At 63.9% G+C, this 263-nt stretch carries 1 protein-coding gene; it reads left to right on the top strand.

Annotation, left to right across the window (positions count from 1 at the left end; all coding sequences use genetic code 11):
* Positions 1-170 (top strand): glutamine amidotransferase-related protein (locus SB751_RS31780; RefSeq protein ID WP_410749243.1); only part of this gene is annotated, 170 nt, incomplete at its 5' end.
* Between the last annotated feature and the right edge of the window lie 93 nt (positions 171-263).

The following is a 263-nucleotide window of genomic DNA, read 5'->3' as shown; positions in this document are numbered from 1 at the left end:
ACCCGGCGACGCTGCCCGAGTGCCTGGCCGTGACCGCCACGGCGCCGGACGGCGACATCATGGGCGTGCGCCACAAGACGCTGCCCCTGTACGGAGTACAGTTCCACCCCGAATCCGTGCTCAGCGAACACGGCCACGCCCTGCTGCGCAATTTCCTGAACCTCGCCTAAGAAGGACGCACCGTGACGATCTCCCCCTCCGAAGCGCTGACGCGCTGTATCGAACACCGCGAAATTTTCCACGACGAAATGCTGCATCTGATG

Origin of the sequence: Cupriavidus sp. SIMBA_020 (genome assembly GCF_046535395.1) — a bacterium.
GTDB lineage: Bacteria > Pseudomonadota > Gammaproteobacteria > Burkholderiales > Burkholderiaceae > Cupriavidus > Cupriavidus campinensis.
Note: the sequence above shows the minus strand (reverse complement) of the source record. Positions and strands in the feature narration are given on the sequence as shown.